General features: G+C 31.9%; 16 protein-coding genes and 1 pseudogene. 7 read left to right on the forward strand and 10 right to left on the reverse strand.

Going from position 1 to position 16,376, the window contains the following annotated elements:
* Positions 1-4 precede the first annotated feature (4 nt).
* Positions 5-3,661, reverse strand: a complete 3,657-nt coding sequence (locus tag ADIWIN_RS14650) for an ABC transporter permease/M1 family aminopeptidase (protein ID WP_040757504.1) — start codon at positions 3,659-3,661, stop codon at positions 5-7.
* A gap of 37 nt (positions 3,662-3,698) precedes the next feature.
* Positions 3,699-4,590: pseudogene (locus tag ADIWIN_RS14655) on the reverse strand (ABC transporter ATP-binding protein).
* 221 nt (positions 4,591-4,811) lie between these two features.
* On the opposite strand from ADIWIN_RS14655, the gene ADIWIN_RS14660 reads away from it, so the two are divergent.
* Both ADIWIN_RS14660 and ADIWIN_RS14665 read left to right on the forward strand, forming a co-directional pair.
* Positions 4,812-5,900 carry a M42 family metallopeptidase gene (locus tag ADIWIN_RS14660; RefSeq protein WP_020896198.1) on the forward strand — a complete coding sequence of 363 codons (1,089 nt, stop codon included), beginning with the start codon at positions 4,812-4,814 and terminating at the stop codon, positions 5,898-5,900.
* A gap of 79 nt (positions 5,901-5,979) precedes the next feature.
* Positions 5,980-6,540, forward strand: a complete 561-nt coding sequence (locus tag ADIWIN_RS14665; protein ID WP_020896199.1) for an NUDIX hydrolase — start codon at positions 5,980-5,982, stop codon at positions 6,538-6,540.
* 250 nt (positions 6,541-6,790) lie between these two features.
* On the opposite strand, the gene ADIWIN_RS14670 is transcribed toward ADIWIN_RS14665, so the two are convergent.
* The 8 genes from ADIWIN_RS14670 to ADIWIN_RS14700 all read right to left on the reverse strand — a co-directional run bounded on the left by ADIWIN_RS14670 (position 6,791) and on the right by ADIWIN_RS14700 (position 12,225).
* The gene (locus tag ADIWIN_RS14670) at positions 6,791-7,162 is read right to left on the reverse strand and encodes a hypothetical protein (RefSeq protein ID WP_020896200.1); all 372 of its coding nucleotides are present in this window, start codon (positions 7,160-7,162) and stop codon (positions 6,791-6,793) included.
* A gap of 129 nt (positions 7,163-7,291) precedes the next feature.
* Positions 7,292-7,855 (reverse strand): hypothetical protein, encoded by a 564-nt coding sequence (locus ADIWIN_RS14675; RefSeq protein WP_020896201.1) that lies wholly within the window; start codon positions 7,853-7,855, stop codon positions 7,292-7,294.
* Between the two features lie 145 nt (positions 7,856-8,000).
* The gene (locus ADIWIN_RS14680) at positions 8,001-8,492 is read right to left on the reverse strand and encodes a hypothetical protein (protein WP_020896202.1); all 492 of its coding nucleotides are present in this window, start codon (positions 8,490-8,492) and stop codon (positions 8,001-8,003) included.
* Between the two features lie 92 nt (positions 8,493-8,584).
* On the reverse strand, positions 8,585-9,805 hold the full coding sequence (locus ADIWIN_RS14685) for a hypothetical protein (RefSeq protein ID WP_040757508.1): 1,221 nt from the start codon (positions 9,803-9,805) through the stop codon (positions 8,585-8,587).
* Positions 9,806-9,943: 138 nt separating this feature from the next.
* Positions 9,944-10,681: a tetratricopeptide repeat protein gene (locus tag ADIWIN_RS14690; RefSeq protein ID WP_020896204.1), complete on the reverse strand. Its 738-nt coding sequence runs from the start codon at positions 10,679-10,681 to the stop codon at positions 9,944-9,946.
* A gap of 13 nt (positions 10,682-10,694) precedes the next feature.
* Complete coding sequence (locus ADIWIN_RS14695) at positions 10,695-10,904, reverse strand: DUF6140 family protein (RefSeq protein WP_020896205.1); 210 nt, start codon at positions 10,902-10,904, stop codon at positions 10,695-10,697.
* A gap of 14 nt (positions 10,905-10,918) precedes the next feature.
* Positions 10,919-11,077 (reverse strand): hypothetical protein, encoded by a 159-nt coding sequence (locus ADIWIN_RS20595; protein WP_020896206.1) that lies wholly within the window; start codon positions 11,075-11,077, stop codon positions 10,919-10,921.
* A 170-nt stretch (positions 11,078-11,247) separates the two neighbouring features.
* Entirely contained in the window at positions 11,248-12,225 is a 978-nt protein-coding gene (locus ADIWIN_RS14700) for a helix-turn-helix transcriptional regulator (protein ID WP_020896207.1), read from the reverse strand.
* Positions 12,226-12,314: 89 nt separating this feature from the next.
* Between ADIWIN_RS14700 and ADIWIN_RS21470 the strand changes: the two genes are divergently transcribed.
* The 5 genes from ADIWIN_RS21470 to accC all read left to right on the forward strand — a co-directional run bounded on the left by ADIWIN_RS21470 (position 12,315) and on the right by accC (position 16,367).
* Entirely contained in the window at positions 12,315-12,500 is a 186-nt protein-coding gene (locus ADIWIN_RS21470) for a hypothetical protein (protein WP_040757510.1), read from the forward strand.
* A gap of 26 nt (positions 12,501-12,526) precedes the next feature.
* Positions 12,527-13,570, forward strand: a complete 1,044-nt coding sequence (locus ADIWIN_RS14710) for an oligosaccharide flippase family protein (protein WP_235047122.1) — start codon at positions 12,527-12,529, stop codon at positions 13,568-13,570.
* 13 nt (positions 13,571-13,583) lie between these two features.
* The gene (locus ADIWIN_RS14715) at positions 13,584-14,261 is read left to right on the forward strand and encodes a PrsW family intramembrane metalloprotease (RefSeq protein ID WP_020896209.1); all 678 of its coding nucleotides are present in this window, start codon (positions 13,584-13,586) and stop codon (positions 14,259-14,261) included.
* Between the two features lie 83 nt (positions 14,262-14,344).
* Entirely contained in the window at positions 14,345-14,821 is a 477-nt protein-coding gene (locus ADIWIN_RS14720) for an acyl-CoA carboxylase biotin carboxyl carrier protein subunit (protein WP_020896210.1), read from the forward strand.
* A 106-nt stretch (positions 14,822-14,927) separates the two neighbouring features.
* Complete coding sequence (accC, locus tag ADIWIN_RS14725; RefSeq protein ID WP_020896211.1) at positions 14,928-16,367, forward strand: acetyl-CoA carboxylase biotin carboxylase subunit; 1,440 nt, start codon at positions 14,928-14,930, stop codon at positions 16,365-16,367.
* The last annotated feature ends 9 nt before the right edge of the window (positions 16,368-16,376 follow it).

Here is a 16,376-nt window from a genome sequence, read left to right on the forward strand (position 1 = left end):
CTATTTATAGTTTCTGACGGTTGTCGCCAGAGACTCTATCAATAAGTTTATTGTAGGGATCCACACCAACTTCTGTCGGCTTCTCATCTACAATTATCGAAATCTTATTATTAATAGCTGTTATTTTATGTTTCTTCAAATAAAGTTCTTTTTCTTTCATTTTACCATCAACGTCATTCTCCGTAAAAATCCCAATATCTATATAATCTTGAAGTGGTAATGACAAAATAGGTTTTTCTTTTCCTTCTGGTACATATGAAATTGAATCTCTTCCGACTTCAGAAAATAATTGTTTTCCTTTTTCGTCATTTCTGTATTTACTTACTTCAAATTCTATGTCCACTTTGTACTTACCGTTATCTAATTCGGTAGATGTCGCAGATGTAACTCTATTATCGTACACCGTAATCGTTTCAAACATATCTTTAATAACATACTGTAAACTATCTGGAGTCACCGCTTTAATATGATTTACCATATCAATAGACGTGGTATAAGGAGGCTCTTGAAATTTCACCTTTTCAACATAGGTTTTTAAAGCTCCATTTAATACATCTTCACCAATATAATCGCTAAGCGCATAAAATACTAAAGAGCCTTTTTGATAGCGAATATAGCCTTGACCATCATTGTACATTAATGGTTTTTCGCGTTTACGTTCAAAAGTTCGACTAATTAAATAATCGTCTAAAGATTTTCTCAAAAACTTACGCATTTGTGATTTCCCTAATTCTTTTTCTAAAACTTTTAAAGCCACGTATTCCGACAAACTTTCAGACAACATGGTTGCTCCTAAAACATCAGCTCCAATCACTTGGTGTGCCCACCATTGGTGCGCTACTTCGTGTACGGTAATCGCATAGGTATAGTTTAAACCGGCATCTTCACCATCTTCACTCTCTTCGACGTCTGCAATAAAACCTGCATCTCCAGAGAACGGAATTGTATTAGGAAAAGACTGTGCGAATCCACCACTAGGAAACTCTATAATACGTAATTGCCTGTGTTGGTATGGACTAAAATTTTCGCTGTTGTACGCCAAGGATGCCTTCATACCATCCATCATACTTTCTAAGTTATATTCATGCCCTTTATGATAGTAAATTTCGAGACTAACGTCTTTCCATTTGTCTTTTTTTACTTCATACTTTGCGGAATTGAAAGCGTAAAAATTCAAGATTTTACTATCCATTTTATAATGAAAATAGCGTCTTCCATCTTTTACCCATTCCTTCTGTAGATACCCTGGTGCAATGGCAATTTGATCTTCACTTGTACTTACGGTAGCTTCAAAATCGATCCAATCACTATCCTTAGAAATATAAGTATTCCCCAAAGCAGTAGAGTCTGATGGCTGTGGTTTTAATTTGTTTGGTGGTAAATCGTATTTTTCACGAGTTTTATCATCTGTAAGCTCACCTCCATTATATCCTAAATTAGGAAACAATTCCATGTTATTAATAAACGTTCCATTCTTAATAACTGGCGAATTAGACACTAACAATGTATTTGGTTTATTTTTAACTGTAAACTTCAAACTCATGGTATCACCTGGCATCATCGGCTCTTTCAACCTGTAAATATCAAAGTTGTAAAGGGTATCTTCTGAAACCAACGTGTTTTCGCGACTAAACTTAAATGTACTTGGATAATCATTATGATTTAAGAAAATACTATCAATTGCAGTATCTGTTTTATTGATCATTGTATATTCTCCGGACGATTCAAAATTACGATCGTCAATAAACAAGTCCATATTGACGTTTACAGCAATAATACGCGGCTGCGCATAGTCTTCGTATTTTTTATACATTTTCTCCCAATTCACTCTCAGTTCTTCAGCTTCTTTAGAAGAATAGCGGTCATTATTAATGTTAGTCGCATGGAAAATAGTGTACCCCATTATAAAGAAACCTACCAAAAGTGCAACAAATAAAATTGCAATTGGAGTTCTAAAACGGTCTATCGCTATACTTACACGCTCTCTAAACGAATGCGGTAAGCCACGAACCCAAAACAACGCTGCAATAAGCATTAGAATTAAGCCTCCAAGTACCCAATACATTTTATAAGTTAAATATCTAGATAATGAATCTCCGTAACCGTTCATATCATTATAACCAAATCCTGGTCCTTCATTATACTTGAATATCGCTTGCTCTACGCCTGCTAACGTTAGTAGCGGAATACCAATTGAAATTACCAAAAGAATAAACAGACCTAAATATGGATTTCTAATTACTGTTTGAACCATCAATGCTAAAAAGGCCCAAATCACATAATTAATCAGTTTTAAACCGAACAATTCTTTAATATACAAACCTATTTCAATATCAAAATACCCTTTATACAATTGAAACAAAATACCTGCAACCATTACCACGGTAAGCAATAACACTTGCATTTTAACTATGGCGATAAACTTAGATAAGAATAACGACCAATTTGGAATTGGTGTAACGTCTTCTAAACCATTTATGTTGGCTATCTTACTTCGATTCACTAACATACCTGCATATAAAAATGTACAAATATTAATAGCAAATACAAAGGCGCTACCTCCACGTAGCATTAACCATGTTCTAGGATATGATGCGGTTCCGGTTGGACTTCCAAAATCAGATAAAGCAATTAACACAACAATTAATCCGACTAAAACAATACTAATAAACGGCCAACTTTTAACGATGTACTTAAATTCTACATTCGATATTTTCCAAGTCGCTTTTAAATTCTGAACAAATGAATAATCATTTACAACCTTAGGAAGATTTATTTTTGTGATACCACCAAAATTACGTTTTGTAGAACGTTCCCCTTTTGCTTTTTTAAAGAGCGAAATAGTCATTGCATTTTGACTAAACGTAAAAAACTTAAACACCAATCCAAACACTAAACTAGCAACACCTAACCATATTAAACGGTTATAAAGAATTACTTCCTTAATAGGAATATGCAACTCGTTTTGCTCGTAACCCGTCCAGTAACGTGTGTAATAATCTGAAGCCGAAGATCCAAAAGGATCTAATAAGGCTGCTAAATAACGACTATCAGGATCCGATAATAAATTATCAGTTACTCCCTGAATAAACAGTAATAAAATAACGGTTATAAAACCCGCTGCAATATTCCTTGAAAAGGTGACTACCGCAAAAACAATAGCTCCGAACAATAAAATATTAGGCAGAATAAAAAGCCAATACGCATCGAAATACGATTTAAAATCAAACGCAATAATCAAATCTGAATTAGTGCCTGGCAATCTAAAGCCTATAAACATTCCAATTCCAATGGTAAAAACTATAAGCGTTACAATAGTAATGGCACTAAAAAATTTAGCAAATAAATAATTCGCTTTTGTAAACGGATAAGAGTATAAAATGGAATGCATTTCACTTTTAAAATCCCTATTGATTGAAGCTCCAATAATGGAAGGAAATAGAAAGAAAATTAAAATAGTAACTCCATTAAATAAGTTGTTTATTCCGATTGGGGAATTTACAATTCGAGCCGAGCTTGTCGTTGCTGTGATACTATCAAATATTCCTGCTGTTGTTGCGGCCATAAAGACCGATAACATAAAGAAAATAGCCATGTAAATATAAGTCGCTGGTCGTTTTAACCAGTACTTTAATTCGTAAGTAAATATTGTTGAGAACATAGATGTACTTTTTTAAAAATTCAAGATTAATACCAAATTAAACTGCGCTTACTGGCTCGTCTTGTTTTAGTGCAATAAAGTACACATCGTCTAGCTGTGGCTCAACGGATTTAAAATCGTCACTTGGTTGTGCATCGTTAAATACGCGAATATTTAATGAGTTATCTTCATTATAATTAGAAGACAATATATTGAATTGTGATTCGTGCGCTTCTAAATCATCTCTGTCTATAATCTTAGTCCAAATACGACCTTGTAATTCCTGTCTAGCTTGAGATGGTGTCGCTTGTTTTAAAATACGACCACCATTTAAAATCGCCATATCGTTACAAAGTTCCTTTACATCTTCTACAATATGTGTTGAAAAAATCACGGTACAATTGGTACCAACTTCACGTAAAACATTTAGGAATCGATGACGTTCTGCGGGATCTAATCCTGCGGTTGGTTCATCTACAATAATTAATTTTGGGTTGTTTAATAATAACTGTGCAATACCAAAGCGTTGTTTCATACCGCCAGAATAACCAGCAACATGTTTTTTACGCATGTCATACAAATTGGTAATATCTAAAACTTCTTTTACAATGGCCTGTCTATCCGTTTTTGAACTGATCCCTTTTAAAGTTGCAAAATAATCTAACAAGGCTTCCGCCGACATTTTTGGATAGACCCCAAACGATTGCGGTAAATACCCTAACACTTTTCGTAAAGCCATTTTATCCTCTAAAACATTGATATCTCCAAACATTATAGATCCAGAATCTGGACTTTGTAATGTGGCAATAGTTCGCATTAAAGAGGATTTACCTGCTCCGTTTGGTCCTAAAAGACCGAACATTCCTGTTCCGATTTCAAGGTTAAGATTATCAATGGCTTTTACACCATTTTTTATATGTTTTAGTAAGGTTAGTTATAACTAGTTTCATGTGTTTAAGTTTATTTGTTTTAAAATGGTCACATGCAACATCCAATTAGTAATTTGAATAATTATCAAATTTTTAGGATGGATGTTTCATCGTATTAAATTTAAGTTTAAGATTATTGATCTATTAGTGTAAAAATAGTTGAATTTGTTACAAAAATTTTTCAAAAGGTATTAAAAGCTTAGGAAATCCTTTTATTTTTACAGAAATTCAAAACTTATATTATGGCTTCTAAAAGCATACTAAATAAAAAATCACTCGATTTCCTTGAAAAATATTTAAATAACGCCTCACCTACTGGTTATGAGTGGGAAGGTCAGAAAATCTGGATGGATTATCTAAAACCTTATGTTGATGAATTTATCACAGATACTTATGGTTCTGCTGTTGCTGTTATTAATCCGGACGCTAAGTTTAAAGTGGTTATTGAAGGCCATGCTGATGAAATTTCTTGGTATGTGAACTACATTTCTGATAACGGTTTAATCTACGTGATTAGAAATGGAGGAAGTGATCATCAAATTGCTCCAAGTAAAATTGTGAATATCCATACTAAAAACGGCATCGTTAAAGGTGTTTTTGGTTGGCCAGCAATTCATACGCGAAATAAAGCCAAAGAACAAGCTCCAAAACCAGATAATATTACCATCGATGTCGGAGCTAAAGACAAAGAAGAAGTTGAAAAAATGGGAGTTCATGTGGGTTGTGTGATTACCTATCCTGATGAATTTCATATTCTGAATAAAGACAAATTTGTTTGCAGAGCTTTAGATAATAGAATGGGTGGTTTTATGATTGCTGAAGTGGCGCGTTTATTGAAAGAAAACAAGAAAACGTTACCATTCGGACTTTATATTACGAACTCTGTACAAGAAGAAATAGGCTTACGTGGTGCTGAAATGATTGCACAAACCATTAAGCCAAATGTGGCTATTGTTACCGATGTAACGCACGATACAACCACTCCTATGATTGAGCAAAAAACGCAAGGTTATGCTGAAATCGGAAAAGGACCAGTTATCGCTTACGCACCTGCTGTTCAACAAAAATTAAGAGATTTAATTACAGATACTGCTGAAGCCAATAAAATACCGTTTCAACGTGCTGCACTTTCTAGAGCAACAGGAACAGATACTGATGCTTTTGCTTATAGCAACGGAGGCGTCGCTTCTGCTTTGATTTCATTGCCTTTGCGTTACATGCACACCACAGTAGAAATGGTACATAGAGACGATGTTGAAAATGTGATTAAATTAATTTATGAAACCTTGCTTAAAATAGAAGACGGAGAAACGTTTAGTTATTTTAAATAACTAGCTAAGCTAGATTTGGCAAAACAATAATATTAAAGACCTCAAAGATTTCTAAAACCTTTGAGGTCTTCTTACAACTATGGACGAACTGCTAGATATTGTCACAAAACAAGGTCAACCAACAGGAAAAACAGCTTTAAAATCTGAAGCACATGCCAAAGGTTTGTACCATAATACCATTCATTTATGGTTGTATACTTCTAAAGGCGAAATTCTTTTACAACAGCGCTCCCATAAAAAAATCATTTTCCCATTGCTATGGGATGTTTCTGTAGCTGGACACATCGATGCTGGTGAAACTTTTATTGAAGCCGCTTTACGTGAAACTGAAGAAGAAATTGGCCTAAAACTGGAACCAAAACATCTTGATAAAATCGGAACGTTTCTCCATGAAACACTTTATGCTAATGGCAATATTCAAGATAATGAATTTCATCAAGTTTATAGCGCTGAATTAACAGTGCCATTAAACGCCTTAGTAAAACAAGAATCGGAAGTTGAAGCTCTAAAATTAGTGACGCTAAAAGAGTTTAAGAACTTATTAAAACATAGTGAAACCAACATGCATTTTGTGGCTAGCAATTATGACTATTATCTTAAAGTACATGAGGCCATACAAACCAAGTTACTGAAGTTATAGTCGCTTATACTTATAAATAAAAAACCCCAACCTATTCGGTTGAGGCTTTTTTCAGCTAGTTACGACTGAAACCAATTAATCAATATTTAAATAGCGATCCCTACATCGTATTTAGTGGCTTCAAATCGTAAATATGTAATAATCTTAGAATTTAATTTTCATACAGAAAACCTCTCTAACTATTAGCTTTTTCAAAAGTAAATCTGAAATGGTCAAAATGTGTCTGTTTTAATATTTATAATTTATGGTTTCACCTACGAGACAAAATTTCTTCTACCTTATTTTTTATTCCTAAATCGGCATTAGCAACCCTTCTTTTTGATATAGCCATGCTTATACTGTGATTTGAAACATTATTAGAATTAGCCATCCAAGCCTCCATTCTCATTTTTCCTTTCGATTGATTAATCGTTCTTAAAGTCACTGCGACATTTTCTGGACAATTAACCACTTGTGCAATTTCCGTATTGGTTAAACGATCTCGATACGTCATAAATACGTCTTCTGATGAGCGTATATGTTCATAATCATATCTATCGCCACCACGCAACGTTTCTCCGGTATAACAATCTGTAAATAATGCTATTCCATCTCCTCCTTTAGTTAATGCGTCTTGGTGCATTTGAGCTTTTACTTTAGTGAATAGTAAATCTATTTCTTTGCGGTGGTATGGGCGGGTTGGGTTGTTTTTATTTATTATTTTTTTTAAAAAATGCAACATTTGATATTTAGAATTTAATAGTTTGAATTATTATAGTTGATTTATGGATTGCACAAATCTTGCATTACCTGTATAAAATTTTATTAAGAAGTTAATACCCTCAATACTTTTTACGTTAAATAATTTTAACGGAACATCATTGTACAACATACTGTCAACCAAATAAAAACGTAAATATGGTTCATGACAAGCTTCACCTAATTCTATTTTATCTAACTCTATCCATGATTGATAATAAAAATCTCCTGCTTCAATAAATCTAGAGTTTTCATCCCAATAGGTTTTAAAAGTATTTAAACCGGAACTATCTAATACAATTGCACTGAATACAGTAATAGAATTAAAGTATTGAAATTCTTCTTCTTTTAAGCATATGAGTAAATAATCAGACTTTACGGAATATTTATCTTTTTCATCAAATCTTTCTAACCAAAAATAATTGAGACTTTTAATTATTTTATTCCATGATTCATCCTTTAATAAAATATTTCCATTTTCGTCCTGTCTATGAGTTACCCAATTAAAATTTCTATTAAAAAAACCAACACTTTTGCTAAATATTTGATGATGAATAATTTGAGTGAAACCTTTCATATGCTCTTGAATTATGTTAACTATTATAGTTTTAAGTATTCAACTTTAGTTTTTCTGATAATTAATGGTTTAGTATCTAGTATAGATGAATAAATAACGTTAAGTCACTAAAATTCCAAAGTAAAATCATCATCAAAATCTTGATTTAAATTTCAATCATAAAATCATCATCATCAAAGTCCTCTAAAGAGATTTCAGTTTTAATTTCTTTATTAAGATTATTACCTAAAGGGTTGGTGTTAGCTACATCTGCCAATTTATCTAAAGATTTCATGATAACATCTTTATCCCATCTAACAAGTGCTTCATCTAATGTTTTCTCAGCATTATCCATAGCTCTGTCTTGCTGGCTAAATTTTTTATCAATAGTTTTATTTAAAGTATTAAACATTTTTGCATTATCAATACCTTTTTGCTTAGCATCAATCTTTAATTTTTCAGATGCTAATTTATTATTCGATAAATTATTAATGGTGTCTAATCCTTTATTTTTAACACTAGTAATATTTGTATGAATGGTACTTGCAAATTCCATTTCCTTAATTTTCATCTCATCCTTTCTGCGTTTTTCTTCGGCTTCTTTACTGTTCTGAATAGATGAACCTTTCTTTTTTTGAGGTAAATTGTTGTTTTTCATTTTTTATTAATTTAAATTCTTTCTTATATTTTTAAAAACTTCAGCATATTGTTTAACGTCTTCAAAACTATCTTTCCAAATATTTTCGCGTCTTATAAGTTTTCTTTCTTTTTTTCAAAATCCTTGAAATATTCGTCCTTAATTGATTTATAATCTATAAGTTGATTGAAATTAGTATGTGAAGACTCATTCAATTCTAAGTTTATTTTTGTGTATTTTTCTTCAAGATTGGCAAGTTGGATTCTCCTTTTCCATGAACTTTTAAAATTTGCATTTTTACCTTTCAACAAACTTCCCCAAAAAGACAAACTGATTTTCTCGTTTAAAACAGTTTCATTTATTTGAATTTTTTCTTGCTCTAAATCATAAGGTCTTCTTTTATTTTTATATTCAATAAATATTGGATTTTTAACTAATTCGTTAATTATAGGTAACAATTTATACTTATAAGTAAAATCTAAAACTAAATCACATCTATCATACAATCTTTTATTTTTTATCAAAGTACTTTGTTCAATAGACAAGCCACTAATAACATTCATTAACTTTTCCATCTCAGTGTTAAGTTGTAAATCTGATTCTCTAACATGATTTATAATTTTACTGTTTTTGGTTATAACATTAGAAATTCCGTTAATGATTTCCATCCCAACAGCAATACCAACTTCTGCCGCAACTCTGTTTTTATCTGACTTAGACCATTCTGATTTTTCGGATAATTCAACAAACGAACCATTAGCAAGCGCATTAAACCCTGAACTCAAGATATTTGAGCCTAAATCTGTAGTTTCAATATCTGAAAAATCTAAATCAGATGTTGATAAAGTTTCTTCTATTTCATATTTACTAAAATCTCTCATTTCTAGAAAAATTTTTATATTATGATCAGTATCATTAAATTTAAATTTTCCAAAAAAATCATTTATTATGAAATCAGTGATTTGATAAATTCTTCCATAAACTTCTAACCTTTCTTTAGCCATTCTTTTTTCAACATCAATGACTTTCTCTCTCCAAGTTATAACTTTAGGAACTAATTCTTCTTTAATAAAATTATTCTTTTTCTCAAAATCTTTTTTAGCAGTTTTAGATCTATAATACTTAGAATCAAGACTGTAGTCGTCCAATTTAAGATAAGCTCCCCTTGCACTGCTCTCTAATCTTTTATTAAATAATTGAACTGTATTTGTTCTATTTATCAAATTCAGTATCTCTTTTTTCTCATTTTCAGGCATATAATAACCGCATTCACAGCATGGTATATTATACTTTATTTCTAAACCACAGTTGGTACAATTAATAGTATCTATCATAATAAAAAAAATTAAAATGTTGGTAAATAGTCTAGAAAATATAAAATCGTAAAAAGAAGTACTAAAAGAACAGGTAAAACCCAAAGAAGTGGATCTTTAGAAATCTGGAATTCACCACCTATCTGATTTTGCGCTTTTCTATGAACTAATGGTTTTAAAAATGAAATATGAAATCAGAACATAAACCCCATAACAAACGAATAGAAGTATAATAAAAATAATTAAATCATTTTTTTTATGTAATTCGGCCAATAAGTCATTCTTTTTATTATAAATTTCTGTATTAGAAGCATCTAAAACTAGAATTTTTTCATAATCTTCTAATGCTCTTTCGTAATCGCCATTTAAATATAATAAACTACTTCTCTTTATATATAGTTCTGTACTGTCTCTATATTTTTCAATAGCAAAATCATATTCGAAAATTGCCTCATCGTAATCTTCTTTATTTTCATAATAATCACGGCGTATTTCTAAAGCCTCTTCATCCTCAGGATAGTTTAATAAATAGATGTTAATGTCATCTAGAAAATCTGAATCATTATTTTTTAAATGAACTAATGCTCTTCTTTTATAAACTTTAGAAGCTTCGCCTTCAATTTCAATAGCTTCATCAAAATTTTCTTCAGCAAACTCTAACCAATTTAACTCGTAGCATGCAATGCCTTTTTTTGTAAAAGCAGGAGACAAAGTATCAGTTAAAGAAATTGCGGTGTTTGCGTATTTTATGGCCTCTTCATAATTATTTGCATTTATTAGGGAATCCGTTATATTTATATACGATTGATATTCATTAAGTTTTTGTTCGTATGTTAATCCATCTCCACAATTAAAAGCTAAAAGCGGAAATACTATACATAATATTCTTTTATACATTTATAAATCACTATTAAATTAATCTACACTCCAAATACCCCAAACTCAAATACCCCTCTGGCCTCAAGTCAATTCCATGAACTCTTTTAAAAGCCTTATGTATTTTATCCACCTCGTTAAAAGGATTAGAAAACATACTACTGACCTGTACAGATAAACCTGCATCAACGTATTCACCTTGCACGTTTATAGCGCGCTTTGTTTTAATTTCGAATGTTGCCATTGTATTTTTTTTAATTAGTCAATCATTAAATCATCCTCAGAAATCAAATTCCATTTATGAAACACAACTTCAACAGTATTTTCTAAAGATTTACAAGTCGTACTCGTATTTAATTGAGAAGTCACAGTATCATTTTTGTGGATGCCACAGATACAGCATTTATAGGTTGCCATAGGTTGGTTATTTTGGGGTAATTTCTAATAAGTCTCAAATCTATTCTTGAAATAGACAAAATGTGTCCATTTCAAAAATATATTTTAAGATTATCATATTAAATAATTAGAGGAAGACTTCAACCCCCTTAAGAGTGGTTGCTAGAGAAGGAAAATTTTAAATAAATAATCTAGTTATAATAGCTAAGCATTAACTCCAAATGATGCTTGACATAAGCTTTTACATGTAATGGACTAACCACCTTAACCCAAAGATTATACTTTAAGATTTCCATTAAAAACTCGTAATTAGGTTCCACATACACTTTAATTTCACCCCAAATATTAGGATTTTTATAGTCTAAGTTGTGCGTATCTAGTTCTTTAGGACGTGTTACAATTTGTTGAGAATGATGTAATGGATTATTTTCTAAATACTTAAAATGATGATTGGCCACTTCTATATGGATCCATTCTGCAGTTATATCTGATTTTAAAATGCCGATAACATTTTTAAAATAGTGATTTGAGTTAAAAGTCACAAGTTCTTTCACCCGCTGTTTACTTACAGAAAGACTCTTAATTCTATTATCCAAACAAAAGGCGTAAAACCCATACTGTTCATTATAGGCCATTAAATACCACGCTTTATTAATTTCCTTAATGTGCAACGCTTGAAAAAAGCCACTTATAGTCTTAAAGCTATCGTCATACCAACCATGATAGGTTATCTCAATTAAGAAATGTTGCTCTATAGCTTGAATTAAAGGTACCAAATCCACTTGCGAGCTCAACGAACTGCGTGCTGTAGTTACATATGTTTTCCATGCATGGGCATGGTGATGCAAGAGATAGAGTTCTGTTTTTTCGTAAACCTCCTTCAGTTCATCACTTACTTCAAAAGTGCCAATATAATAACCGTAATTACGCTTGTGTAAAATAATAGCTTTGTAATAGGATTTGATTTTTTCTAAATCGCGCTTAATCGTTTTTTGACTGTGAAGGTTCAGTTTATCGTAAAGCGGATCATCCATATTATTGCTACGCAACTGATCTAAAGACCGTTGTAAATCCTCTAATGGCACAAACTCATTTTTTTCAATCCCATAAACTATTGGGTTCGAAATAATGCGTAATATATAGTAGCGACGAAGAAACTCTGGAGTCATCTAATGGATTGAAAAACGAATGTAATAATAAACTTTGAAATGACTAAAAGGAATTGGTTTTTATATCTTTGAACACCTAATTATACTACATGACATCGGTTTTTAGTAAGAAAGATTTTATTGCGACCAAATGGTTTACTTTAGAAAAACTTATACAACTTATTACAGGTGTTTTAATTGTTCCTCAAATTTTCAGTCTGTTAGGTACTGTAGATATAGGAAAACTCAAATTTGTGGAATCCGTTTTGGGGATGTTGACTCCTTTGTTTTTTTAGGCTTATCTGGTATCTGTATCAGAGAAATTGTATTTCATCCCAAACGAAGTCAGCAAATATTAGCGACTGCGTTTTACCTTCGCCTTATAAGTTGGATTGTTATTTTAATAGGAATTCTAATTTATTTTAATCTCTCCGAAAATAGCCCTTTAAAGGGATTGTATTATATCATAACCATTAGTTATCTTTTCAAGCTTACTGATGTTTTTGAATATTATTTACTAGCCAAAAAACAAACAAAAATTATATTCCTGAGCAAAATAACGAGTTTAATTATAATTGTGTCTTTACAATATTATGGAGTTAAACAACAATTAGATGTCTATTATTTTGCCAAGCTTATTGTCCTCGATTTTCTCATTCAAGGCTTAATTTACACACTCATTTTAAAGTATAAAAAGCAATTTTCATTTCTATACTGGACCTTTTCATGGCCTCTAGGGAAATCATTATTAAAAATGTCCTTTCCTTTAATAATCTCCAATAGTTTAATTATGTTTTATATCACAATTGATGAGCTATTTTTAAAATATTTTCTAGGAGATCATGCCAATGGCATCTTTGCTACAGTTCAATTTTTAGTAATAGCTTTAAGTTGGAATGTCGGATTTTCTATCATTAATGCACTCTACCCTTCTCTAGCAGAATCCTTTCAAAATAACAGGCCTCTTTATATCAAAAAAATAAGACGTCTGCTAAAAATTATGTGTGCTTTAGCCATACTTATAGGCGTGCTATACACACTCTTCGGGAATGCGATATTAAGCACTTATTTTACAGAAAGCTATGCTGAAGCCAAAATCCCTTTATTAATTTTCTGTTGGGCGCCACTTTTTGTGTTTATAGGAATGATTTATGAAAAACACCTTATCAATACAAACGACCTACAAAAAAATGTATACAGATTCATTATTGGTTGCGTTTCTAATGTTATTTTATGTTACTTGCTAATTCCAATTTGGCACGTTACAGGTGCTGCTATTGCAGTTTTAACCAGTCACTTTATAACTAACATCGTCTATATCTTTTTAGATACGAAAAGCAGAAATCAGCTCTTACTGCTTTTTTAATTATTTTTGATTTATGAATCTACTCCTACTAGCCATCGCACCTATTTGTGCTATTCTTCTATATATCTACGTTCAAGATAAACACGAAAAAGAACCTAGAGCCCTATTAATTAAAAGCTTTCTTTTTGGAGCTATTGTAAGTATTCTTATTGTTTTTATATTATATTTTTTCACAGGACGATTAATTCCTATCACTGATGAATTCAGCATCTGGCAACAATTTATTCAGGCTTTTATAGTCGTAGCGTTAGCAGAAGAATTCAGCAAATATGTCATTGTAAAATATTATGCACAACCTAAAAAAGCATTCAACGAACCTTATGATGGTATCATCTATGCCGTAATGGTTTCCATGGGTTTTGCTTGTACAGAAAACATTATGTATGTGATTGATGGGGGTTATCAAACTGCTATTTTAAGAGCTTTTACTGCTGTCCCAGCTCACGCTACGTATGGTGTGCTTATGGGCTACTATATGGGAAAAGCTAAATTTTCGAATAATAGATTAGTTCTTAATCTAACAGGTTTATTATTAGCCACTCTATTTCATGGTGCCTATGATTTCTTCTTATTCATCAATTTTATTCCAGGAATTTCCATTGGTGCATTTATTTCGTTAGCCATTGGTATTATTCTCTCTAAGAAAGCAATCAAAGCACATCAAAAAAATTCAAACTTCAAATCTTTATAGAATTCATAAAATAAAAGTTTATAATTTCATATTTTGCAATGGATTTAATGATTACATGCTAATCATGTAATAAACGTAATATTATGTATAAAATAAAAGTTAACACTAACCATACTTTCGAAGTTACAAAAGAAAGCATGGAAACTTTAGATGCTGTAGAAACTTCAAATAATCAGTATCATATTCTTCAAAATAACACCCCTATTAAAGCTGAAATTCTGAGCTCCGATTTCAACCAAAAATTATATTCAATTAAAGTCAATAACAATACATACGAAGTTGACATTTACGATGCCTTAGACCAACAAATTGAGGCCTTAGGGTTTGAAATTGGCGCATCAAAACAAGTCAACTATATCAAAGCTCCAATGCCTGGGTTGATTTTAGAAATCGATGTAATCGAAGGTCAAGAGGTTAAAGAAAATGATGCGTTGTTAATTTTAGAAGCCATGAAAATGGAAAATGTTCTAAAATCACCGCGTGATGGTGTTATAAAATCCATTGAAGTAAAACAAGGTCAGACTGTTGATAAAAACATGCTTTTAATTGAGTTTGAATAAAATTAACATCAGTTCGAGTGCTCTGCCTTTTTAGGCAGAATGTATCGAGAATCTTTAGATAAATAAGTATAAATTAAAAAGATACCTGCTTTCGCAGGCACTTAAGATGAAAAAATTACTAGTTGCAAACAGAGGAGAAATCGCCATAAGAGTGATGCAAACCGCAAAGAAAATGGGCATTAAAACGGTTGCCGTATTTTCTGAAGCTGATAGAAATTCTCCACATGTTAAATATGCAGATCAAGCCGTTTGTATCGGACCTGCACCTTCAAACGAATCCTATTTACGCGGTGATAAAATTATAGAAGTTTCAAAAGAATTAAATGTTGATGCTATTCATCCAGGTTATGGATTCCTTAGTGAAAATGCCGATTTTGCTGAGTTATGTGAAGCTAATGACATTATTTTTATCGGACCACGTTCTAAAGCCATCCGAGTTATGGGTAGTAAATTAGCAGCAAAGGAAACGGTTAAAGCTTATGATATTCCGATGGTTCCTGGTACTGACGAAGCCATTACTGATATTCCGGAAGCCAAGAAAATAGCAAAAGACATCGGTTTCCCTATCCTTATCAAAGCGTCTGCGGGTGGTGGTGGAAAAGGAATGCGAATTGTTGAAAACGAAGCGGAATTTGAATCGCAAATGGATAGAGCTATTAGTGAAGCTAAAAATGCATTTGGTGACGGTTCTGTATTTATTGAAAAATATGTAGCGTCTCCTAGACATATCGAAATTCAAGTCATGGCAGATATGCATGGCCATGTTATTCATCTATTTGAACGCGAATGCTCTGTACAACGTCGTCATCAAAAAGTAGTTGAAGAAGCTCCTTCTGCGGTTTTAACACCAGAATTAAGAGAAAAAATGGGACAAGCCGCTATTAAAGTGGCACGTTCTTGTGACTATATCGGTGCCGGAACAGTTGAATTTCTACTAGACGAAAATCTAAATTTCTATTTTTTAGAAATGAATACGAGATTACAAGTTGAGCATCCTGTTTCTGAGTGGATTGCAGGAGTCGATTTGGTAGAACTTCAAATTAAAGTTGCTAGAGGAGAACATCTTAATCTTAAGCAAGACGATTTAAAAATCAACGGTCACGCTCTAGAACTTAGAGTTTATGCTGAAGATCCGATGAATGATTTTTTACCTAGCGTTGGAAATTTAGAAGTTTATATTTTACCTGAAGGCGAAAATATAAGAGTCGATAATGGTTTTGAACAAGGTATGGATATTCCAATTTACTACGATCCAATGATTTCAAAATTAATAACTTATGGCAAAACACGTGAAGAAGCGATTGAGCTAATGATAGAAGCGATTGATAACTATCATATAGAAGGAGTACAAACCACCTTGCCTTTTGGACGTTTTGTTTGTGAACATGACGCTTTTAGAAGTGGAAATTTTGATACTCATTTTGTAAAAAAGTACTACTCACCTAGCCTTTTGCAAGATCAGGAAACGTTAGAAGCAGAAATTGCAGCAAAAATTGCCTTAAAGCATTTTTTAAAAGAACAAAAAGTTTTAAAAGTACCGCGTTAGTTTTCAGTC

Origin of the sequence: Winogradskyella psychrotolerans RS-3 (genome assembly GCF_000427335.1) — a bacterium.
GTDB classification, from domain to species: domain Bacteria; phylum Bacteroidota; class Bacteroidia; order Flavobacteriales; family Flavobacteriaceae; genus Winogradskyella; species Winogradskyella psychrotolerans.